We start from the raw sequence: 22196 nt of genomic DNA on the forward strand, positions 1-22196 counted from the left end.
CAGGACCGTACCCGCTCTCGCAAGCGCTTTCTAGACCCTGGGCCCATTTCACATGATTGCCAACCTCATGCAAGCGAAAGCCCTTTCGCGAAATCGATTCAACTGGCACTCTGCATCGGCATCCCCCTCAAGGAGGCTCCCCCATGTCCGAACCCTCAGGCGTCGGCCGCCGCGCCTTCGTCATCGGCACCACCGCAGCGGCCGGTACCGCCGCGTTCGCGGGCCCCCTCTCCCCCAACGCCTCGGCGGCGGGCTTCGGTTGGCGCGACGACGGGTCCAACTACGTGGTGGACACCGGCGCGAACCTGGTCTTCAAGGTCGGCAAGTCCGACGGCGATCTCACCTCGCTGGTCTACAAGGGCGTCGAGTACCAGGGCTACGGCGGCAAGAACTCCCACATCGAGTCGGGGCTCGGCTCCTCGACCGTGACGATCAAGCAGTCCGGTTCGACGATCCTCGTCTCGGTCGCCCACGGCACGCTCAGGCACTACTACGCGGCCCGCAGCGGCGAGAACAACGTCTACCTGTGGACCAACCGCGCGGACACGTCGGTCGCCTCGACCCGCTTCATCCTGCGTGTCAAGGCGGGCCTGTTCCTCAACGACCAGCCGGATTCCTACACTTACGCGCCGACCACCATCGAGGCGTCGGACGTGTTCCGCAAGTCCGACGGCCAGACCCGCTCCAAGCACTACTCGAAGCTTCGGGTCATCGACTACACCCACGTCGGCTGGAGTGCGAACGGCGTCGGCCTGTGGATCGTCCGCTCCGACCACGAGAAGGCGTCCGGCGGCCCCTTCTACCGCTCCCTGCTGCGCCACCAGAGCGCGGACGGCGGCGGGTTGTACGAGATCCTGCACTACGCCCAGAACCAGACGGAGAACGAGCGCTTCGGACTCCAGGGCCCGTACGTCATCGCCCTCACGGACGGCGGCGCCCCCTCCTCCGCGCTGTATCCGGGCACGCTGACGACACCCTGGGCGGACTCGCTCGGCATCTCCGGGTACGTCCCGGCGAGCGGCCGGGGCCGGGTCGCGGGCGTCGGCATCACCGGCCGGGACACAGCGCACAGTTACACCGTCGGGCTGGCCAACCCGTCGGCCCAGTACTGGGGTTCGGCGCGCTCCTCGGACGGTTTCTTCTCCATCGCCGGAGTCCTGCCGGGGACGTACACGCTGACGGTGTTCAAGGGTGAACTCGCCGTCCTCACCACGTCGGTGAACGTCACCGCCGGCGGGACGACGACCCTGAACTCCCTCGCGATCCCGTCCTCCAACGACCCCTCCAACGCGAGCGCGATCTGGCGGATCGGGGACTGGAACGGTACGCCGAGCGGGTTCAAGAACGCCGACCTGATGACGTACGCGCACCCGTCCGACGTCCGCGCCGCCGCCTGGACGGGGAACGTCGTGATCGGCAGCGGGAGTGAGACGTCGAGTTTCCCGGCCTATCTGTGGAAGGACGTCAACAGCGGAATCCTGGTGTACTTCAAACTCACCGCCGCGCAGGCCGCCGCCGCGCACACGCTGCGGATCGGGGTGACGACGGCGTACGCGAACGGCCGGCCGCAGATCGTCGTCAACGACGCCTGGACGTCGGCCATCCCGTCCCCGCCCGCGCAGCCGAGCACCCGGTCGCTGACCAACGGGTCCTACCGGGGCAACAACCACACGTTCACCTACAGCGTCCCGGCCAGTGCCTGGCTCACCGACACCGGCCGGTACAACACGCTGCGGATCAACGTCGTGAGCGGTTCGGGGACGACGTCCTATCTCAGTGCGGGGACGTCGGTCGACGCGATCGACCTGCTTGCCTGACGAGAGGTCAGGTGCCGCGCGTCCACTGCTGGTTGGTCGCTCCGCTGCACGTGTACGTGATGATCGTGGCGGAGTTGGCGGTGGACGCGCCGTTCACGTCGAGGCATTCGCCGGTGGCGCGGGCCTTGATCTGCCAGTAGCCGCCGGAGGCGGTGAGGCTCCACTGCTGGGTGCTCGCGCTGCCGCAGTTCTCCTGGGTGACGCTGCTCGCGTTCTCCTGGAGGCACAACGAGCTCTGGCGGCCGATCAGTTGGTAGTAGCCGGTGCCGAGGTCCTTGAACCACCACTTCTGGTTGCCGCCGCTGTTGCAGGTGTACTGGTTGAGGGCGACGCCCGCCGTGAGGGACTGGTTCGGGACGTCCGCGCACTTCGAACTGTGCCTCGCGACGAGGGTGTTGTAGGTGGCGCTGACACCGGTGACGGTTCCGGCGGCCGTGTCCACGGTGATCTCCGGGGACCACGACATCGACAGGGAGGTGCTGCTCGGGAAGGTCAACGGCAGCCACACGTAACGGGAGTCGTTGACCTTGCCGCCGAAGGAGTTGCCCCAGCGGTCGCCCATGTAGAGGTACGAGGTGCCCGAAGTCCCCTGGACGGGCAGGACGTACGCGGTCTGCGAGCCGTACGCGGTGGAGTCGCCGACGTTCGTCATCGCGGACCAGGGGCCGGCGAGGTTCGTGGCGGTGGCGTACTGCTGCTGGTTGGGGCTCCAGCCGGTGGCTCCCGAAGTCAGCATGAAATAGACGCCGCCCCGCTTGAAGAGGGCCGGGGCCTCGCGGTGGCCGCCCGGCCACGGGTTGGCGACGAGGCTGTCGATCGCGGTGTAGTCGGCCGTCAGCTTGTAGATCTGGAGGTCGTAGTTCTCGTTCGCCGCCGAGATCATGTAGCCGGTGCCGTCCGTGTCGACGAACGTCGTGATGTCACGGGACATGTGCAGGCCGAGGGGGCGGAAACTGCCCTGGTAGCTGTAGGCGCCGTCGACCGTGTCGGAGACGGCGACCGCAGCGCGGGCCTCGCCGTAGTCGACGCCGTTCTCCTTGTGCATCCACATCACGAACTTGCCGGTGGACGCGTTGTAGATCACCTTCGGGCGCTCGATGTACGCCGTGCCGAGTTCCGAGGCGCTGGACTGGGTGAGGACCCGGTTCCTGAACTCCCACGTCTTCAGGTCGGTGGAGCGGTAGGCGTCCACCGAGCGGAACGTGTTGTCGGCGTTGCGGTCCTCACCGAACCAGTAGTAGTAGGCGCCGACTTTGATGACGCCCCCACCGTGGGCGTGCACCCCGTTGCCCGAAGTGTCGGTGAACTGGAGGCCGTTGGCGAGCGTCTGAGGCGCGGCCTGGGCGGGGCCCGCCACGGCCAGGGCGCCCGCCAGTGCCGTACAGAGGGCGATCAGGATCGCGTACACCCGTCTCATCTCACGCACTCTCCTCACGAACGGCGTTCGACACCTCGAACTGAATGTGACATTCCGAACGGCGAAAAGGTAAGGGCGTGTTACAGCGAGGTCAACGGGTCGTACGCGACTTGCGAGAAACCGTTTTCTCAAACTTTTTCCGAAAGATTTCGACCCTGATTTTCGGGTACCTCCACCCCCACCTCCACCCCTTCCTGGCGCCCCCTCAACCACACGTACACCGGAATCCCCGCGAACAGGAACAACACCCCCTGGTACACGGCCGCATACCCCGCCCCCGCGATCAGCCAGAACGAGAACCCGAACGACAGCCCGGCGACCAGCACGTCCCGCACGAGCCCGGCCGCCCGCACCCGCTCCCGGGTCCCCCGGGCCAGCCAGTACAACTGCGCTGCCGCGGACAGGAGATACGGCACGCAGCCGGTGAACGTCGTGATGAGCACGAGCACACGGAACGTCGTGTCGGGCCCGGCCGTGTAGTTGAGCCCGATCAGAGCGGTACCGAGCACGGCGACGGCCCACACCCCGAACCCGGGCACGCCCCCCTTGCCGACCTTGGCGAACGGCTTGGGGAACAACCCGTCCAGCGCGGCGGCGTACGGCATCTGGGCGGCGAGGAGGATCCACCCGTTGAGGCACCCGACGATCGACGCGACGGCGACGAGCGCGATGGCGGTGCCGCCCCACGTCCCGCCGGTGATCGAGTTGACCGCGTCGGCGAACGGCGCCCCGGACTTGACCAGTTGAGCGTGCGGGACGAGCCCGAAGACGGCGACGGTGCCGAGGATGTAGACGAGCGCGGAGGCCAGTGTGCCCAGGACGCTCGCCCGCCCGACATTGCGCCCGGGGTCGTCGACCTCCCCCGCGCTGACGGCCGCCGACTCCACCCCGAGGAAGCTGTACAGCAGCAGCGCGGCGGCAGCGGCGAGCGCGCCCGGCACGCTGTCGCCGGTCGCGTTGAACGGCCCGAAGTTGTCGGTGTCGACGAAGAACAGCCCGATCGTCGCGACGAGCAGCAGCGGCACGAACTTGAGGACCGTCGACACGATCTGCACCGTCCCCACCCACCGCGTCCCCGCGAAGTTCGCGGCGGCCGGCAGCCACAGCGCGAGCAGCGCGACGAGCCCTTCGAGCGCGTGGTTGCCGTGCAGCGGTATCAGGACGTCGACGTAGCCGACGACGGCGACGGCGAGCGCGGCGATGCTGACCCAGCACATCGTCCAGTACGACCAGGCGGACAGGAACCCGGCGAACGGGCCGAACGCGTCGCGCGGGTAGACGTAGAGGCCGCCCGTGACGGGGCTGCGCTTGGCCAGCTTGCCGAAGAGCAGGGCGAGGAGCACGGCCGCGACGGACAGGACGGCGAAGGCGAGGATGCTGAGCGTGCCGTAGGGGGCGACGGCGGAGGGCAGCGCGAAGATGCCGCCGCCGATGATGTTGCCCATGACGAGGGCGGTGGCGGCGGTGAGGCCGAATCCGCGCCGGGGGGACGCCGGGGCTGTTTCAGGGGTGGTCATCGTGCTGCTCCCGTGAGAGGGGTTCCTGAGAGCGGTTTCAGGACGCGGGGGCGTGATCGTATCCCCGTATCCCACATCGTGGTCGATCTGTTCACACACTGGACATACTCCGCCTGTCCCCGCCCTCGTCGGCTAGCGTCGTCGCATGACGCACCTCGCTCCTGTGCCCTCCGCCCCGCCGCTCGCCGACGTCCTGGCCGACCGGGTGGTCCTCCTCGACGGCGGCATGTCCAACCGGCTGGAGGCCCAAGGGCACGACCTGAGTGACGAGCTGTGGTCGGCGCGGCTGCTGGCCGAGGAGCCGGAGGCGGTCGCCGAGGCGCACTTCCAGTACTTCGCGGCGGGCGCGGACGTCGCGATCACGGCGAGCTACCAGGCGACCTTCGAGGGGTTCGCCAAGCGCGGCCTCGACCACGACCGGGCCGCCGAACTCATCGCCTCCAGCGTGGAGTTGGGTCGGCAGGCGATCCGCAGGTCGCGGGCGGGCGGGGCGGTCCGCCCGCTGTGGACGGCGGCCTCGGTCGGCCCGTACGGCGCGATGCTCGCGGACGGCTCGGAGTACCGGGGCCGGTACGGGCTGAGCGTGGCCGAGCTGGCGGCCTTCCACCGGCCCCGCCTGGAGGTGCTCGCCGCCGCCCGCCCCGACGTCCTCGCCCTGGAGACGATCCCGGACACCGACGAGGCCGAGGCGCTGCTCGGGCTGGTGCCTCGACTCGGCGTCCCCGCCTGGCTGTCGTACAGCGTCGCCGGTGAGCGGACCCGTGCCGGACAGCCGCTGGAGGAGGCGTTCGCGCTCGCGGCGGACGTGGCCGAGGTGATCGCCGTGGGCGTCAACTGCTGTGTGCCCGAGGATGTCCTCGGTGCGGTGGAGATCGCAGCGCGGGTGACGGGCAAGCCGGTCGTGGTGTACCCGAACAGCGGGGAGGCCTGGGACGCCGACTCCCGTTCCTGGACGGGGAGTTCGACCTTCGCGCCGGAGCAGGTGAAGGGCTGGGCGGCGGCCGGGGCGCGGCTGATCGGGGGGTGCTGCCGGGTCGGGACGCGCGGGATCGCGGAGATCGCCGGGACCGTCCGCCCCCTGGGGTAGCGGCGGTTGCCTCCCGCGCTGCTAGCCTCCCGCTGGGAAACCGTTTACGGACAGTGTTTCCACGGTTCCCGGGGTGTACGGCGGTTCTCGCGGGGCAACGGGGCTCTCGCGGGGCGAGGAGGGGTGGAGCGCATGACCAGGAAGACCGAAGAAGCCGGGGAAGTCCGACGGAGCAACATCCGGGACGTCGCGGCGCGTGCCGGGGTGTCGGCGGCGACGGTGTCACGGGTGCTCGGCGGGGTGTATCCGGTGAGCGCGCCGACCCGGGCGCGGGTGCTGGTCGCGGTGCGTGAGCTGGACTACGTCGCCGACGCCCGCGCCAAGGCGATCGCGGGCGTGGGCACACCGACGCTGGCGTTCGTCCTGGAGGACATCACGGGCCCGTCGTTCGCGCTGATGGCGTACGGCGTGGAGCGCGAGGCCGCCCGGCACGGCCATCTGTGCCTGGTCTGCGGCACCGAGGGCGACGTCCGCCAGGAGACCGAGTTCGTGGAGATGATGCGGGCGCAGCGGGCCGCCGCCGTGATCCTCGTCGGCGGCACGGCGGACACCCCGGAGTACCGCGAGCGCACCCACCGCATGGCCGACGGGCTGGCCTCGGCGGGCTCCCGCCTGGTGCTGTGCGGCCGTCCGCCGCTGGATGCGGGCGCTCCGGTCACGGTCATCGAGTACGACAACGAGTCGGGCGCGCACGCTCTCGTCGCGCACGTTCTCGCGCAGGGCCACCGCCGGGTGCTGTTCCTCGGCGGCCGTCCCGACCACACGACGGCGCAGGGCCGTGAACGCGGTTACACAAGCGCGCACCGGGCGCGGGACATGGACGTCGACCCGGCGCTCGTCCTGCACGGCGACTTCACCCGCGACTCCGGCCACCGCCTGATGCGCCAGGCTCTGGACGACGGCCTCGACTTCACGGCCGTCGTCGCCGCGACGGACATGGTCGCCGCCGGCGCCCTCACGGCCCTGCACGAGGCGGGCCTCAAGGTCCCGGACGACGTCTCGCTCGCCGGTTACGACGACATCCCCTACGCCCGCGACCTGTACCCGGCGCTGACGACCGTCCACGTCCCGTACGAGGAGCTGGGCCGCGTCGCCGTCCGCACCGCCCTGGGCCGCGCGGCGGGCGCCCCGGACGAGCATCTCCTGCTGGGGACGCACGTCGTGGTCCGCGACTCGGTGAAGCCGCCGCGCGCGGAGGGCTGAGGCCGCGGGGCCGGACGCGCTGGAGCTTTTCCGAACCTCAAGCCCCCGGGCAGCACACCGGCCCCGCCCGGAAACGCCCGGCAAGCGGTTACCGCGCCCGGTCCGACCCCGCCCTCCGCAGCCGCCGTACCACCGACCGCAGCTCGGTCCCGCGCAGCGACCGCGCGGGAAGCGGTTCCACAACGGCGGCCTGGTGCGGGACGACCGTCCCCGCGTCCCACAGGGCGAGATCGGCGTCCCGCAGTCCGGGCACGGTACGCGTCTCGCTGCCCCCGAAGACCCGTACGGGATGCCCGGCGTGCCACGCCTCCCACCCGGGGTCGCCGGTCTTCACGAACCGCGTCCACGCCCCGTGCATCTCGGCGGCAAGCGCTTGCGGAGGGTTCTCACCGGCGAGTTTGACGGAGTCCGGTGAGGTGCCGGCGTCGAAGACGAAGCCGAGTTCGAGGGAGTGGCAGGCGCCGAGTCCGGGCCGGCCGGAGGGCCAGGCGAACTCGTACACGTACGACGTCCCGGGGCGGGCGTCGGCCAGCCGGTGCAGGGGGCGGCGCAGCATGTGGTCGGTGACCATCTGGCCGACGATCTCGGCGGGTCCGGCGTCCGGGTGCAGGGCGCGGTAGCCGCGCGGGACCTCGGAGCCGCAGTGGCAGCGGGCCATGGCCCCGGCGAGGGCGACGGGCCCGAGCCGGTCGACGCGCTCGACGAGCCCGCCGGGGACGAGCCAGAGCCGGTACTCGTCGCTGGTCCAGCCGAGCAGGAGATCGACGCCCCGGGCGACGTCGCCGCCGGTCAGAGCCTGGAGCGGGTCGCGGGGCACGAGGTCGCCGTCGACGACGATCCCGAACGCGGGCCCGCCGAGGACGGGGCTGGAGAGCCGTCCGACCTCGTACTGGGTGCGCAGCAGCACGTCCCGGTCGACGGCGGCGAACGCCTCGGCGGTGGCCGGGATCCTCAGCCGCCCGGCCATCCGGCGGACCATCCGCCGCACCTTGTCCCGGTCGGACGCCTCGGGCGCCCCGCTCTGGAGTACGGCCCGCCGGAACAGGCCCTGCGCGCGGGGGACGGCGATGAGGGCGCCGATGCTGATCGCACCGGCCGACTGTCCCATCAGGGTGACCCTGTCAGGGTCCCCGCCGAACCCGGCGATCGCGTCCCGTACCCACTCCAGCGCGGCGAGCTGATCGCGCAGTCCCGCGTTGGCGGGGGCGTCCGGGAAGAGGCCGTACCCCTCGACGCCGAGCCGGTGGTTGATCGACACGAACACGATGCCGTCGCGCGCGAAGGAGGTGCCGTCGTACACCGGGACGGCTGAGGAACCCCTGGTCAGGGCGCCGCCGTGGAACCAGACGACGACGGGGAGCCGCGCGCCGGGTCCGGGTTCGGGCGTCCACACGTTGAGGTTGAGGCAGTCGTCCCCGGGGATGTCGGGGTCGGTGAGGAACTGCGCGAACGCCTCGGAGTACGGCGGTTTCGGTGCGGTCGGCCCGAACGTGCCCGCGTCGCGGACGCCGGTCCAGTACTCGGGGGGTACGGGGGGCAGGAAGCGCCGGGGGCCGAAAGGGGCCGCCCCGTAGGGGATGCCCCGGAACACCGCGACGCCCTGTTCGTGTCTGCCGCGTACGGCCCCGTAGGGGGTCTTGACCACGGGGTCCGTCCGGCCTGCTGCTCGGCCTGCTGTCATGCGCCCACCAGCCCTTCGCACACTCGTGCACCGGTAGTACCAGAGCACTACGAGGATGCCCGGTATTCCGGTGCACGAGCCGCTCGGAGGGCCGTTCGGGGTACCCGCTCGGGGTACCTGGGAGCTACTTGGCGTACATCAGCGTGCCGAACCCGAGCTGGTCGAAGCCGCCGCTCGTCGTCCCGTAGTCCCCGCCGCCGCCCTCGGGGGCGACGGCGGCGCAGATCCGGGCGATGTACTTGTCGTCGAGGTTCAGCCTCCGGTTGTAGTGGTAGTGCAGCTGCGCCCAGACCGGGCGGGCCTGGCCCCGGGCGGACGCGGAGACGGTCGTCTGGGACTGCTGGGAGCAGTTCTGGCCGCTGCCCCACTTGTAGGTGGTGAAGGGGACGTCGAGGCCGAGGTTGTACTTGGCGACGTACTGGGCGCCCTTGAAGAACCGCCGGTCGTCGTACGAGTACAGGTCGTCGCCCTGGTTCCAGGCCATCTCGCAGATCGCGCCCATCTGCCCCATGCCCATGACGGTGTGGCCCTGGTCGCGGCCCGACTCCTGCCACTGGCCGAGCGCGTAGCCGTCGGAGTCGGTGTACAGGAACGGCACGGCGTTCTTGATGGCGCCGTTGCCCGCGCCGGACTTGAAGTAGTTGACGGCCTGGTTGTACTTGGCGGCGTCGTCGTTGAGGATGCCGATGGCCATGACGGAACCCATGGTGCAAAGGTCCCAGTTGGCCCAGTAGTTGGTGATGCAGGCGCCGTTGTGGTCGTTCAGGAACTGGTTGTTGAGCGGGTAGAAGACCCTCGCCAGCATCTCCTGGGCGGCGGCGAGGTCGAACCCCGAGTAGCCGCGCATGAGTTCACAGGCGTTGGCGAACTCCCAACCGTAGATCCCGGCGGCGAGGAAGCGGTCCGCGCTGCCGGTGACCGTGGTCAGCGTCTTCGACCAGGCGTTCAGGATCTTCGCCGCGCAGGCGGCGTTGGCCTCGGTGCCCCCGACCCTCCAGCGCAGGGCGTTCTGGTAGGCGGCGGCGATGTCGTTGTACAGCAGGGGGTAGTTCTCGCCGGAGCCGCCGCCCCGGACGATCGTCGCCGTGGCACGGTTCGTCCAGGTGGCGGCCGAGTGGGAGTTGGCGGTCAGTTTGTTCCAGCCGGCGAGCCAGGGGGCGGTGCCCGAGGCCACGCGGACCTTGGCGCGGTTGATGTCCCCGGCGTTGTGCAGCATGCCGGGGTGGGTGAAGGCCGCCGGGGCGGCGTCCGCGGTGGTGGGGGTCAGTGCGGACGCCGTCCCGCCGAGGGCGAGGGCGGCGCCGAGGCCGCCCGCTGTCCTCAACAGGGTGCGGCGGCTCGGCAGTTGGGAGGATCCGGTGCTCTGGGGTGTGCGGCTCATAGGGGGTGGGGCTCCCGTCCGTCTATCCGGAGGTGACGATCACCTCGGCGAACTGTGTGGTGGCGAGGGCCTGTTGGTCGCGTGAGCAGACCACGAGGCCCACGTGGTAGGGGGCGTCACCGAAGAGCGGGACCGTACCCTCGGCCAGGGTGGTCCAGGTGACGCCGTCGTCGGTGGAGACGGCCGCGGCGAAAGCGGTTCCCGTGCGCTTCAGCCGTAGCAGGGTGGGGAGTTGGACGGCGGTCCCGCCGGTGAACGCGGAGGCTCCGGCGACCGTCGGCCGCAGCATCAGCTGCGCGGTGCTCCCGCCGGTGACAATGGCTCCGGCGGCGAGGTCGAAGGGGCTCAGGGACTTGGCCATCAGCAGCCCGACCCGGTCGGCGCTCGCGCCCTCCCGGGACAGCAGTCGCGCGGTGACCGTGCAGTCCCCGCTGACCTGCCGTCGTACGAACTGGCCTGTCATCCCTTGGTTGTTGGTGTTGAGGTCGACACCCGCGCCGCGCACGGTGAACGTGCCGTCCGTGTGCGAGGTGCTGCCGGGCGTGAGGATCGCGGCGACGCCGAGGGTGCCGAACGCGGACCGGTCGGTGACGACGTCACCGAGGTCGCCGGCGGTCCAGGGGGCGGGGACGCTGCTCTCGGGCAGGGGCGTGACCGTGCGTCCACCGGGCACCGAGGCCGCCACCGGCTGTGAACGCGGCCCGCAGCCCGCCGAGTTGGTCTTGGCGACGGCGTACTGGTACGTCGTCCCGGTCTCGGCGGTCGGATCCGTCCAGCGGATGCGGGTGCCGAAGCCGACAGGCCCGACGCCGGTCGCGACGGTCCGGAAGGGGCCCCCGGCACGCGGGGCGCGCAGGACGCTGTACCGGGCGGACAGGTCGGGGTCGGTCCACGTGAGGCCGCCGGGGCCGGACTTGAGGTCGGTGACGGTCCGGGTGGGAGGCGGGGTCCGCCACACCGTGCCGGCGCTGTCGGTGACGGTGACGTTGTCGAAGGCGCCGGTGCCGGTCTGGGCGTACGTCTCGTCGACGCCGAGGCTGGAGGTGAGGACGAGGCCCGCGCGGACCGTGCGGCCGAGCGCGACCTCGGTGGAGCCGACCTCGGTCCAGTGGACGCCGTCCGGGGAGATCTCGCCGGTGCAGCGGCGGCCCTTACGGGTCACGCGGACCCAGTAGGGCGCCCGCAGCCGGTATCCGTCGCCCGCGCCCTCGACGTACGGCGCTTCGAGCGGGGTCGCCGACTCGGGGAGCGTGCCGAGGCTGGAGATGGGGAAGGAGGCTTTGATGCTGATCGCCTCCTGCTGGGTGGGGGGTACGGGTGTGGAACCGGTTGCGGAGACAGCCCCGCCCCAGGCCACGCGCGTACTCCACACGCCGCTCCACGTGTGCAGCGGAAGCCCCTGGATCAGCATCGAGGCGTGTGCCGCGTCGGGGTCGGCCGATGCTCGAAGTGTGACCCCGATCTTGGAGTACTGCGAGCTGAGCGGCCACACGATCCGCGCGGTGACGGAGCCGTCGCCGATCAGCGGGAGGTGGGCGAACCGGTAGGTGTCGGCGGTGCCGGACGCCTCAAGGACGAACCGTTCCCCGTCGTAGCGGCTCGTCCCGGGGATCTTCACCGCTCCGAGGTCCCCGCTCGTCCAGGGTCCGGGGAGCCCGCAGCTCGCGCTCACGGCCGTCGAACTCCCGCTGGTTCCGAGGTTGTTCGCGGCGGTGACGGTGTAGTGGTACTGCCGTCCGGGCCGGACGGCGGTGTCGGTGTACTCCGGTGCGCCGACGCCTGTCGTGAGCAGGGTGTAGGGCCCGGCGGGGTGGGTGGCGCGGTGGACCGCGTAACCGCTTGCGAAAGCGGACGGCAGCCAGGCGAGGCGGACCGCGCGGTCCTCCCCCGCCGCCGTGAGCCCGGCCGGGGCGGCGGGGACGCGGGGCGTCGGGGCCGTCGTCCCGGCGTAGGTGAAGGTGCCCCAGCTCGGGAGGTCGTCGTTGCCGCCCTCGACGACGCGTGTGCCGCCCGTGCCCCGGAAGACGGCCGCCTTCGTGTTCGGGGCGTCGAGGCCGCGTGCGCCCGCGTAGTGGGCGAGGTACATCTCGTAGATCGGGGGGAGGCCGCCGCGGCTGATCGCGGAGACGGTCTGCTTGATGTACTTGCCGGTGCGGTCGAGGGCGGGGGTGAAGGGGACGTCGCCGCCGAGGTTGTAGCGGGCGGCGTACTCGGCGTTCGCGAGGATGCGGTTGCCGTCGAAGGCCCACAGGTCGACGCCCTGGTTCCAGGCGACCTGCGCGATGTCGCCCATGAGGCCGACGGCGAGCTGTTCGTGGCCCTGGTCGCGGCCCGACTCCTGTCCCTGGCCGTCCGGTTGGACGACGCGGTGGGCGACGCTGCCGTTGCCGGCGCCGGCCGCCGCGAACCGCAGGGCGTCCTCGACGAGGGTGGGTTCGTCGCAGAACACCCCGATGGCCAGGATCGTCTGAATGGCCGTCAGGTCCCAGTTGCCGTTGGCGTACAGCATGTAGCCGGAGACCGCCGGGTACCAGACGTCGAGGAACGATCGTTCGCAGCGCGCGATGTCGGCCTCGGCCCAGCCGTCGTAGCCGGTGTGGCGCAGGAGTTCGGCGGCGTTCGCGAACTTGAAGCCCTGGAGGCCGGCGCCGAGCGGGCCGTCCGCGCCCGTGACCATGGTCAGCGAGGCGGACCAGGCGTTGAGGATGTCGCGGGCCTTGTCGGCGTTCGCGCGGTTGCCGGTGACCGCCCACAGGAGGGCGTTCTGGTAGGCGGCGGCCGAGTCGGAGACGGCCTGGCCCTGGAAGTTGCCGGGGCCCCGGCCCCAGGAGGTGACCTGGCCGGTGTTCTGGACGGTGTAGGTGCTCTGGGAGCGGGAGTGTGCGGCGAGCGCCAAGTAGCCGTCGTACACCGGGGATTGCTTCGTCTCGACGGCGGCCTTCATCCGGGCCAGGTCGTCGGCGGTGTGCAGGAGGCCGGGATGTACGAAGTTCGCGGGCGAACCGCCCTGCGCATCAGCGGGTTTGGCGCTCGCCGCCGGGACTGCCAGGGTGCTCGTCCCGGCGGCGAGGAACAGGGCGGCGGACGAACCGAGCAGTCCGCGGCGGCTGATGGGACTCACTTGCCGGCCTGCGCTTCCGCCGTGGTGATGAACTTCAGGTTGACGACGTGCTCGTTGGCGAACCACTGGATCACGTCGGTGGTGTAGTACCAGCCCGGCTTCTTCATCGAGTCGGCGATGGTCTGCCCGTTGACGACGAGGTTCTCGAACGTGACGTTCTTGATGGCGTGTTCCGCGTCGTAGCCGAGGAGCAGGGAGGGCTTGGCGTTGGTGCCGGTGTAGGTGAGGTTCTTGATGTAGACGTTCTCGATGCCCCGGCCCACGGAGGTGTTGTACTTCGTGTTGTACGTGACCTTCATGAAGATGACCTGGCCCCACCGGAAGTCCTCGATCCGGACGTCCTCGACGCGGACGTTGCGGATCAGGTTGGAGTCACCGGGGTTGAGGGCGATGCAGCCCTGGTAGTTCATCTGCGGTTCGCGGTGGTCGCAGATGTCGATGTTCTGGAAGAGCAGGTTCTCGATGACCTCGGGGTTGTCGGTGTTGCCGTGCGTGCCGATGTTGATGGGGTGCGCGACGTCGGCCCAGAGCGTGGAGTTGCGGACGGTGACGTTGCGGGTGTTGCCGTAGTAGTCCCAGCGGTGGGCGTAGATCGCCACGCAGTCGTCGGAGTTACGCATGAAGACGCCGTCGATGACGACGTTCTCGCAGGAGAAGAGGTCGATGCCGTCGCCCCAGCCCTTGGAGCTGAAGGAGCGCAGACCCTCGATGTGGATGTTTCTGCTGCTGCCGGCCGTGGTGGCGTACCCGTTCGGGTTCAGCGAGGTGAAGTCCTCGATGCGGATGTTCTCGCTGTTCTCGACCAACACCGCCCCGGACGCGGACGAGTTGATGAACCCTCGGCCGGCCAGGCGGGCGTTGCGGACGCCCTGGAAGGTGACGGTCGCGTTGAGGACCGCGCCGCCGTCGAGGTACACGGTCTGTCCTTCGGCGACCTTGAGGGTGCCGCCGGTGACGGTGTGCACGCCGGGGCCGAAGTAGACGACGTCCGGGTCACCGGCCTTGGGCGGGGCCGGATTCACCTTGCCGGTGAGGACGTGCAGGACGTCGAAGACGTCGTCGTTGATCTGGACGACGATGTTGCGCGGCTCGTCGAGGGTGAACCGCAGGGTGTCGCCGAGGACTTCGGGCTTGATGCCGTAGGAGTCCGGCCGCACGCGGACCTTGGTGGTGCCGCCCTTGAGGTAGGTCACCTCGATCTCGACGCGGCCCTGGAAGTCGAAGGAGACCAGGGAGGAGTTGTAGATCTTGCTGCCGCCGGTGGCCGGGTTGATCTCCGCGAGCTGCGGGCGCCAGATGTCGAGGGTCTGCCAGTCGCCGTCGGGGGCGGTGCGGACGCGGACCTTGTAGCTGGTGTTCGTCGGCATGGCGGCCGGGCGGGGGTAGGTGACCAGCTTCGGTGTGGGGCCGTCGCCGTCGGCGCGGGCGGTGCCTGCCGTCACCCCGGCGAGGCCGGCGGCGAGCGTGGCGGCGCCGGCCGCCTGGAGGGCCGTTCGGCGGGAGAGGGACGTGTTCATGCGGGGGCTCCTTGGAGGCGGCTCGAAGCCAGGAAGGCTCAGGGGAAGGGGAGTTACTTGAGTCCGGACGTCGACATCCCGGCGACGAAGCCGCGTTGGGCGACGAGGAAGACCAGGAGGATCGGGACGACGTACATCACCGAGGCGGCGGCCTGGAGTTCGGTGACCGGGGCGCCGGAGGGGGTGACGTAGGTCGTCATCACGGCGACCGCGAGGGTGGTGCGGTCGGTGGAGAGCAGGAGTTGGGGCGCGATGTAGTCGCCCCAGGTCCAGGTGAAGGCGATGATGAAGCTCGCGGCCAGGACGGGCCAGGACTGCGGGAGGAAGATCCGCCAGAAGATCCCGGTGTATCCGGCGCCGTCGATGATCGCGGCCTCCTCCAGTTCGCGGGGCAGCCCGGCGAAGAACTGGCGGAAGAGGAAGACGAGATAGGGCGCGGACGACAGGCCCCACAGCACCCAGGGCCAGTAGGTGTCGACCATGCCGAGCCGGGCGAAGATCAGGTAGGTCGGCAGCAGGGTGATCATCTGGGGCAGCATCATCGAGCCGATGAGGATGCCGAAGAGGACCTTCTTGCCGGGCGCGGACAGCCGGGCGAAGCCGAAGCCGACCCAGGCGGAGCTGAGCGTCACCAAAGTCGCGTAGATGAACGCGATGATCAGGGAGTTGCGGGCGTAGCCGAGGAAGTCGGTCCGGGTGAAGGCGTCGGCGAAGTTGTGCCACTGGAAGTGGTCGGGCAGCCAGTGCACAGGGGAGGCCGCCAACTCCCCGGACGTCTTCAGGCCGGTGAGGACCAGCCAGCCGAACGGGCCGAGGAACAGGCCCGTCAGGGCGACGAGGCCGGTGTAGAGGACGAGGCGGCCGGTGCGGACGCGGATACCGGTGATCACTTCTTCGCCTCCGGGTCGACGTTGTAGAAGACCGCACCGGACGTGAACCTGAAGAGGAGTCCCGTGACGGCGAGGATGATGACGAAGAGGACCCACAGCAGCGCGGAGGCGTAGCCGTAGCGGCCGAGCGCGAAGTACTGCGCGAACACATGGATCATGTACAGGTAGTTGGACTGCGGGACGGTGGTGACCCCGCCGGTGTCGCCGAGCGGCGCGAGCAGCATCGGCATGATGGTCTGGACGGACGCGATCATCCCGGTGACGGTCTGGAAGAGCAGGACGGGCGACAGCAGCGGGACGGTGATGCTGCGGAACGTCCGCCAGGCGCTCGCCCCGTCGAGGCGGGCCGCCTCGTGGAGTTCGCGGGGGACGTCCTGGAGCCCCGCCAGCGAGATGATCATGATGTTGCCGGCTGCCCACAGCACCGTCATCAGCAGCACGTACCGGGCGTAGGGGTCGGCGAGCCAGCCGACGGCGTCGAAGCCGAAGAAGGTCAACGTCCCGTTCGTGGCACCGGAGTTCTGGTCGAACAGCGCCTTGAAGGCGAGCCCGGCGCCGACCGGCGGGACCACGGCGGGCAGATAGATCAGCGTCCGGAACAACCCCCGTGCCCGCAAAGGCCGGTTGAGGAGGACGGCGAGCCCGAGCCCGGCGGCGATCGACAGCGGTACGGACGTCACCGCGAACAGCCCGGTGCGGCCCAGCGCCCGCCAGGTCACCGGATCGTCCATCAGCTCGCGGTAGTTGCCGAGGCCGATGAACCTCCAGTGCGGCGAGAGCCCGTCGAACGTGGTGAAGCTCAGCCAGAGCGCGTATCCCATCGGGATCACGGTCAGCAGGAGGAAGCCGATGATCCAGGGGGAGACGAAGAGGTAGAACGCCCGGTGGCGGCGGGCGACCATCGTCGTGCCGCGCCCCCGGCGGACCGGCGGCGTCTCGGCCCGTGCGGGCGCCGCCGTGATCTGATCGACCGTCATCCGACCTGCTCCTTACCGCGCTTCAGCTGTTCGTTGACGGTGTCGTTCAGTTGTCCGGCGAGGGTGTCGACGGAGATCGAGCCGTTCATCGCGGCGGGCGCCGCCTGGTTGAAGAGGGCGTCCATCGCGTCGGCGCTGGTGTAGGGGGTGAAGGAGACGACGGAGAACCGCTTCAGCTCCTCGTTCTGCACCCGCAGCACCTCTTGTTGAGCGGCGTTCTGATGCGGCATCAGAGGGCGGAGGGACTTGAGGCTGGGGATGCCCCAGCCGCCTGCGGCGCGGTCCTTGGCGGGTCCCTCGCCGAAGAACCACTCGAAGACCCGCCAGGCGGCGTCCTTGTTCCTCGCCTTCTTCGGCATCCACATGCCGGTGGCGCCCTGGCAGGCGCTGATGCGGGGGCCGCCCGCGAAGACCGGGGCGGGTGCGAGCCGGGAGACGGCGGCGAGTTTCGGGTCGGTGCCGATCATCCCGCCCAGCCAGTAGCCGGAGTTGGACATCGCGAGCCGGCCCGCCTGATAGGTGGGGCCGTCCCAGCCGTTGGGGTCAGGCTGGATGAGGCTCGACCCGACCTTGGTGCGGCAGTGGTCGATGTACCAGGCCAGCGCCTTGCGGGCCTCCGGGGTGGTGAAGTCGACGCGGGTGAAGTCGTCGGAGAAGAGGTTCCCGCCGGCGGAGGCCGTCAGGGTCGCGAGGAGCGTCGAGCGGGTGAGGCCGCCGTAGCCGCCGCCGAAGACGACGGTCTGGCCCCGTTTGCGCCGCACCAGGCGGACCGCGTTCTCCTGCCACTCCTCGAAGGTGACCGGCTCGGTGAGAGGCGGGTGGGCGACGCCCGCCTCGTCGAAGAGGGTGGTGTTGTACCAGTACATGGAGTCCTGGGAGAAGTCCTTCGCCATGCCGTAGCGCGGCCCCTTGCCCTGGGCGCGGCCGTCGAAGCGCCACAGGTCGTTGACGGGGTCGAGGTCGTCGGCCTTGAGGACGGTGGAGCGCGCGAAGTAGGGGTCGAGGTTCTCGGCGACGTCACGGGCCGCGAAGTACGGCGCGTCGACGGCGCCGACCCCGCGCACCAGGTCCGGCGGGTTCCCGCCGGTGAGCATGGCGATGAGCTTGGTGACGTCCCATTTCACCAGTTCGATGGTGACGCCGAGGTCGGCCTTGGCCTGCTTGACCTGCTCGGGGGTGATGTCACCGGGCGAGACCATCACGGTGACGGTCTCGTCCCCGCCGCTCACCGAGCCCGACACCTGGAGGGCGCAGCCGTTCAGCGCCGCCGCACCGGCCACGGCCCCGCCGGCCGACAGCGCGAGGAATCTGCGGCGGCTGGGAGGGGTGGCGGAGTGGGGGCGCATGGGGTCTCGCCTTTCTGGAATGCGAGGAACGCATAGCAACCGGTTGCTACGGCTGAGTGGGCTGAGCTTCTGCCGCCCGGCGGGACCCGTCAAGGGTTTGCGCATGTTTTCGAAAACTCCGGGCCCGCACCCAGCCGTCCCCCCGGAGGGGCCGCGCATCGCCGGAGAACCGTCCTGATCTGCAAAAACACCATGTCGGAGCAGCGACTTGAGGCACCAAAGCCCCCTGCTCCCTTCGCCCGACCCACACAGAAACCGGCGGTCCAGTTGATCCGTCCCGACCGATTGACCATGGCTCAACGGCAGATCTACGGTAGAAGACGCTTTCAGAAAACGTTTCCCGTACACGTCCTCAGGAGAGTCATGCCCAGTGCCCCGCCGCCCAGGGCCGTGTTCGCCATGGATCCGGTGCACCTGCCCCTGCTGTTCCCGGAGCCGGTGCTGGAGCGGCTGCGCCGGGCGGCCGACATCGATCCCGCGCTCGTCGTGCGGGACTTCACCGACCCGGCGGCCGTCTCCGCGCTGGCCGACGCCGAGATCCTGGTCACCGGCTGGGGCTGCCCGCGCCTCGACGCCGACGCGCTGGCCGCCGCGCCGAAGCGGCGTGCCGTGCTGCACGCCGCGGGTTCGGTCCGTTCCCTGGTCGGGGACGCCCTGTGGGGGCGCGGCGTGAGCGTCTCCAGCGCGGTCACCGCCAACGCCGTCCCCGTCGCCGAGTACACGCTCGCGACGATCCTGCTCGCCGGGAAGAACTTCTTCTCCCTGCGCGAGAGTTACCGCCTCACGCACGCGCAGCCGACGCCCGCCGAGACGGCGCCGATCGGCAACATGGGCCGCCGGGTCGGGGTGATCGGGGCGTCCCGGGTGGGGCGGCGGCTGCTGGAGCTGCTGCGGCCGTTCGACTTCGAGGTGCTGCTGCACGACCCGTACGTCGACAGCGGCGAGGCGGCCCGGCTCGGTGCCAGGCTGATGTCCCTGGAGGAGTTGCTGACGCGCAGCGACATCGTCAGCCTGCACGCGCCGGACATCCCCGAGACCCACCACATGCTGGACCGGGCCCGCCTCTCGCTGATCCCCGACGGCGGCGTCCTGATCAACACCTCCCGGGGTGCGCTGGTCGACCACGCCGCGCTGACCGACGAGGTGGTGTCGGGCCGGCTGAGCGCGGTCCTCGACGTCACCGACCCGGAACCGCTGCCGGCCGGCTCGCCGCTCTACACGCTGCCCAACGTGATCCTCACCCCGCACATCGCGGGCTCCCTCGGTAACGAACTGCGACGGCTCGGGGAGATCGTCGTCTCCGAGGCGGAGCGGCTCGCGGAGGGGCTCCCGCTGGTGCACGAGGTGCGGCACGCGGACCTCGACAGAGTCGCCTGACACGGCTCTGACCTGCGCGAACAAAAGTTATCCACAGGCCCGGACGGGGCTCTCGGCGTTGGGATACCTTTCCGTCACCGGCTCGGACCGAGGGGGCGTCCGAGGCCGGTGGACCCCCACGACAGGAAGGAGGCGTGACGATGAGTGAGCGAAAGCCGAAGCGCAGGGTGACCATAAAGGACGTGGCGAGGGAGGCCGCCGTCTCCGTGGCGACCGTCTCCCGGGTGCTCGGGGTGAGCAACTACCCGGTGGCCGCGGAGACCCGCAGCCGGGTGATGAGGGTCGTCCGGGACCTGGACTACGTGACGAACGCGCACGCCAGATCCCTCGCGGGCGGCGGTACGCCGACGGTGGCGATCCTGATGAACAACATCACGGGGGCCGCGTTCGCCCACGTCGCGAAGGGTGTCGAGGGCGCGGCGACGCTGCGCGGCTGGCTCTCCCTGGTGGGCACCACCGGGGAGGATCCCGAGCGGGAGCTGGCGCTGGTCAACCTGATGCGCCAGCAGGGCGTGGCGGCCGTGGTGCTGCTCGGCGGGGCCTACGACCGCACGGAGTACCAGACGCGGATGGGCCGCTTCGCCCGCTCGCTGGACGCGGCGGGGTCGCACCTGGTCCTGGTGGGCAGGCCGCCGCTGGAGGGGGACGTCCCGGCGACGACCGTGGACTACGACAACGAGGCGGGGGCCTACGCCATGGCCAGCCACCTCCTGTCGGCCGGCCACCGCAGGATCCTGGTGCTGCCGGGGCCCACCGGACTGACCACCGCCCAGGGCAGGCTGTCCGGTGCGCGCAGGGCCTTCGAGGCGTACGGGGTGCCGTTCGACCCGGGGCTCGTGCGGCGCGGTTCCTACGACTACGAGCACGGGTACGCGGCGATCCAGCAGGCGCTGGCGCAGACCCCGGAGTTCACGGCGGTCCTCGCGGGGACGGACGTGGTGGCGGCGGGCGCGATGCAGGCGCTGAGGTCGGTGGGCCTGAGGGTGCCGGACGACGTGTCGGTGGTGGGGTACGACGACATCCCGCTCGCGTCGCAGCTGACGCCCGGTCTGACGACGGTGCACGTGCCGTACGAGGAGATGGGCCGGGTCGCGCTGCGGGCGGTCGCCGACCGCAGGGCCGCCGCCGATCTCACCGGGTCCGACCTCGCGGGCGCCGGCAGGCCGGCGGAGGCCGAGCATCTGATCCTGGGCACCCATGTCGTCGTCCGCGACTCGGTCAGACCTCCCCGTTCACCGCGCTGACGCGCCCTTCGGGCCCCGGAGTCGAGGGGTGTGCGACCCCGGGCCCGGGGGGACCGTAAGCGGTTACTGGATCTCGGTCGGATACGCCCAAGATTTTCTCGCACGCCTCTTGATAATGCCGATACCGTCGGCCTACGGTCACAGCAACCGGTTACTACCGCTTCTGCTTGAGCCAGGCCCGACGCCGCACTTTCCCCGCCGTCCAGCCTCTGCCACGGCCAGTACCGAGCCGCCGCTCTCGCCTCGCCGAGACGCCTACTTCCCGAAGGAACACGGTCAGATGAATGCCATGAGCCCCCGCAGAAGGATCGCCCGCGCCGCCGCCGCGGGAGTCGCGCTGACAGGTCTGCTCGCCGCCTGCGGCGGTTCGGGGGACGGCGGGGACTCCTCGGCGTCGGGCCCGGTGACGCTCTCCTACTGGGGCTGGGCGAACGGCCAGGAGGCGGTCGTCAAGGCGTTCAACGCGTCGCACAAGGACGTGCAGCTGAAGTACACGAAGGTCACCGACCAGCTGACGATGCAGAAGCAGCTGACCAACGCGGTGAAGGCGGGCAACGCCCCCTGTCTGGCACAGAACACGGCCGAATACGTGACCACGTGGGTCTCCCAGGACGCGCTGGCCGACGTCTCGCGGTACGTCGCCTCCGCCAAGGACAAGTTCAACGCGGGCTCCTGGGCGAGCGCCCAGGTCCAGGGCAAGTTCTACGGCGTCCCCACCAGCTCCTCCCCGAACTTCACGATCTACCGCGCGGACGTCTTCCAGAAGTACGGCGTCGAACCGCCCACGACGTGGGAGGAGTTCGTGGCGGCCGGCAAGGAGCTGAAGAAGCACGGCGTCAAGATCACCAACTACGCCGGTGAGGACCCCTCGACGCTGGAGGTCCTCGCGATGCAGGCCGGCGCGCACTGGTACGCGATCGACGGCAACGCCTGGAAGATCGACTTCCAGGACCCGGGCACGCTGAAGGCCGCGAAGGTCATCCAGGACGTCATCGACAACGACCTCAACTCGACGCTCTCCTTCGCCGACTACGCGGCCGTGCAGCGCAACTACGACAACGGCGGCACCGTCACCCGCCAGATCTCGACCTGGCAGATGGCCGGCATGGTGCAGAACTTCACCAAGTCGTTCGGCCAGTGGGCGCTCGCCCCGTGGCCGACGTTCGCGGGCGAGGCCGCGAAGACCCCTGCGGGGACGAACCTGACGGGCAGCGTCACGCTCGTCACGAAGGACTGCAAGAACCAGAAGCAGGCCGCCGAGGCCGCGCTGTGGATGTCCACGGACCCCGGCGCCGTCAAGACGATGGCGAGCCCCGAGACCGGCAACGGCGTGATGCCCGCCCTCGCCGACACCAGTTCGTACATCGACGCGTCGATCTCCAAGAAGCTGCTGGGCGCGCACTACGAACCGGCGAAGAAGACCGTCGGCGACAGCCTGGGCACGGTCACGACGGACTGGGCGTTCGGCCCGAACTGGACGGCGATGTTCACCGAGCTCCAGGCGGGCTGGGCCAAGGTGGTCAGCAAGCAGCAGAAGGTCACCGACCTGCTGGCGCACATGCAGAAGTGGACGGCCGACGACCTCAAGTCCCGCGGCATCAACGTGAAGGGCTGAGGGACC

15 protein-coding genes are annotated in these 22196 nt (G+C 70.2%); 6 read left to right on the forward strand and 9 right to left on the reverse strand.

What is annotated here, in order from left to right; translation table 11 throughout:
• Positions 1-143 precede the first annotated feature (143 nt).
• Complete coding sequence (locus ACVNF4_RS00220; protein ID WP_461800536.1) at positions 144-1817, forward strand: rhamnogalacturonan lyase B N-terminal domain-containing protein; 1674 nt, start codon at positions 144-146, stop codon at positions 1815-1817.
• 7 nt (positions 1818-1824) lie between these two features.
• Here ACVNF4_RS00220 and ACVNF4_RS00225 read toward each other — a convergent pair whose 3' ends face one another.
• Positions 1825-3234, reverse strand: a complete 1410-nt coding sequence (locus ACVNF4_RS00225; protein ID WP_461800537.1) for an RICIN domain-containing protein — start codon at positions 3232-3234, stop codon at positions 1825-1827.
• A gap of 128 nt (positions 3235-3362) precedes the next feature.
• On the reverse strand, positions 3363-4751 hold the full coding sequence (locus tag ACVNF4_RS00230) for an amino acid permease (RefSeq protein WP_461800538.1): 1389 nt from the start codon (positions 4749-4751) through the stop codon (positions 3363-3365).
• A 145-nt stretch (positions 4752-4896) separates the two neighbouring features.
• Between ACVNF4_RS00230 and mmuM the strand changes: the two genes are divergently transcribed.
• Positions 4897-5838: a homocysteine S-methyltransferase gene (gene mmuM / locus ACVNF4_RS00235; RefSeq protein WP_461800539.1), complete on the forward strand. Its 942-nt coding sequence runs from the start codon at positions 4897-4899 to the stop codon at positions 5836-5838.
• Between the two features lie 132 nt (positions 5839-5970).
• Complete coding sequence (locus ACVNF4_RS00240; protein WP_461800540.1) at positions 5971-7041, forward strand: LacI family DNA-binding transcriptional regulator; 1071 nt, start codon at positions 5971-5973, stop codon at positions 7039-7041.
• An 88-nt stretch (positions 7042-7129) separates the two neighbouring features.
• Here the strand turns inward: ACVNF4_RS00240 and ACVNF4_RS00245 are convergent, their stop codons facing one another.
• The 7 genes from ACVNF4_RS00245 to ACVNF4_RS00275 all read right to left on the reverse strand — a co-directional run bounded on the left by ACVNF4_RS00245 (position 7130) and on the right by ACVNF4_RS00275 (position 17954).
• The gene (locus ACVNF4_RS00245; protein WP_461800541.1) at positions 7130-8722 is read right to left on the reverse strand and encodes a carboxylesterase/lipase family protein; all 1593 of its coding nucleotides are present in this window, start codon (positions 8720-8722) and stop codon (positions 7130-7132) included.
• A gap of 124 nt (positions 8723-8846) precedes the next feature.
• A complete protein-coding gene (locus tag ACVNF4_RS00250; RefSeq protein WP_461800542.1) occupies positions 8847-10103 on the reverse strand; it encodes an alginate lyase family protein in 1257 nt (418 codons plus the stop codon).
• A gap of 22 nt (positions 10104-10125) precedes the next feature.
• Positions 10126-13224 (reverse strand): alginate lyase family protein, encoded by a 3099-nt coding sequence (locus tag ACVNF4_RS00255; RefSeq protein WP_461800543.1) that lies wholly within the window; start codon positions 13222-13224, stop codon positions 10126-10128.
• Positions 13221-14741: a glycosyl hydrolase family 28 protein gene (locus ACVNF4_RS00260; RefSeq protein WP_461800544.1), complete on the reverse strand. Its 1521-nt coding sequence runs from the start codon at positions 14739-14741 to the stop codon at positions 13221-13223. The genes ACVNF4_RS00255 and ACVNF4_RS00260 overlap by 4 nt, the downstream gene beginning before the upstream one ends.
• 53 nt (positions 14742-14794) lie before the next feature.
• Positions 14795-15631 (reverse strand): carbohydrate ABC transporter permease, encoded by an 837-nt coding sequence (locus ACVNF4_RS00265; RefSeq protein ID WP_461800545.1) that lies wholly within the window; start codon positions 15629-15631, stop codon positions 14795-14797.
• A complete protein-coding gene (locus tag ACVNF4_RS00270) occupies positions 15628-16608 on the reverse strand; it encodes a carbohydrate ABC transporter permease (protein WP_461800546.1) in 981 nt (326 codons plus the stop codon). Before ACVNF4_RS00270 ends, ACVNF4_RS00265 begins: the two co-directional genes overlap by 4 nt.
• Positions 16605-17954: an extracellular solute-binding protein gene (locus ACVNF4_RS00275; RefSeq protein WP_461800547.1), complete on the reverse strand. Its 1350-nt coding sequence runs from the start codon at positions 17952-17954 to the stop codon at positions 16605-16607. The genes ACVNF4_RS00270 and ACVNF4_RS00275 overlap by 4 nt, the downstream gene beginning before the upstream one ends.
• Before the next feature lie 363 nt (positions 17955-18317).
• Between ACVNF4_RS00275 and ACVNF4_RS00280 the strand changes: the two genes are divergently transcribed.
• The 3 genes from ACVNF4_RS00280 (at position 18318) to ACVNF4_RS00290 (ending at position 22190) form a co-directional block, all read left to right on the forward strand.
• Positions 18318-19331 carry a hydroxyacid dehydrogenase gene (locus ACVNF4_RS00280; RefSeq protein WP_461800548.1) on the forward strand — a complete coding sequence of 338 codons (1014 nt, stop codon included), beginning with the start codon at positions 18318-18320 and terminating at the stop codon, positions 19329-19331.
• Positions 19332-19471: 140 nt separating this feature from the next.
• On the forward strand, positions 19472-20575 hold the full coding sequence (locus ACVNF4_RS00285; protein WP_461800549.1) for a LacI family DNA-binding transcriptional regulator: 1104 nt from the start codon (positions 19472-19474) through the stop codon (positions 20573-20575).
• A gap of 280 nt (positions 20576-20855) precedes the next feature.
• On the forward strand, positions 20856-22190 hold the full coding sequence (locus tag ACVNF4_RS00290; protein ID WP_461800550.1) for an ABC transporter substrate-binding protein: 1335 nt from the start codon (positions 20856-20858) through the stop codon (positions 22188-22190).
• The last annotated feature ends 6 nt before the right edge of the window (positions 22191-22196 follow it).

Source organism: Streptomyces sp. S6 (assembly GCF_054880855.1).